Origin of the sequence: Flavobacterium celericrescens (genome assembly GCF_011392075.1) — a bacterium.
GTDB classification, from domain to species: Bacteria; Bacteroidota; Bacteroidia; order Flavobacteriales; family Flavobacteriaceae; genus Flavobacterium; species Flavobacterium celericrescens.
The window spans coordinates 1-508 of the sequence record NZ_JAAJBV010000020.1 but is presented as its reverse complement, the minus strand read 5'-3'; the positions used below and the strand labels follow the sequence as shown (position 1 = coordinate 508).

Genomic DNA, 508 nt, shown 5'->3' with positions numbered 1-508 from the left:
CAGTTGTATTACCTATTGAGAATGAAGCTGGTGCATCATTACTTACACTTACTACTGAACAGTTGTCTGATGTAACTGGTGTACCTAAAACAACGTTTATTGCATAACAATCATCATTTGTATTGATTGTAATAGCTGCTGGTGCTGTAATTGTTGGTACAACAACATCTGTTACTGTTACTAATTGTGTAGCAGTAGCCGTATTACCTGAACCATCTACTACAGTCCATGTTACAGTGGTTGTGCCTAATGGGAACACTGCTGGTGCATCATTGCTTACACTTACTACTGAACAGTTGTCTGATGTAACTGGTGTACCTAATGTTACTCCTGTTGCTGTACAGTCTGTATCTGTATTTACGTTCACTGCTGATGGTGCGGTGATTGTTGGTAAAGTTGTATCGCTTACTGTTACTAATTGTGTAGCAGTAGCTGTATTACCTGAACCATCTACTACGGTCCATGTTACAGTGGTTGTACCTAATGGGAATGCTGCTGGTGCATCATT

1 protein-coding gene is annotated in these 508 nt (G+C 40.0%); it reads right to left on the bottom strand.

Annotated elements, in window-relative coordinates; genetic code table 11:
- Positions 1-508 (bottom strand): HYR domain-containing protein (locus G4L40_RS12860; RefSeq protein ID WP_166237590.1); only part of this gene is annotated, 508 nt, incomplete at both ends.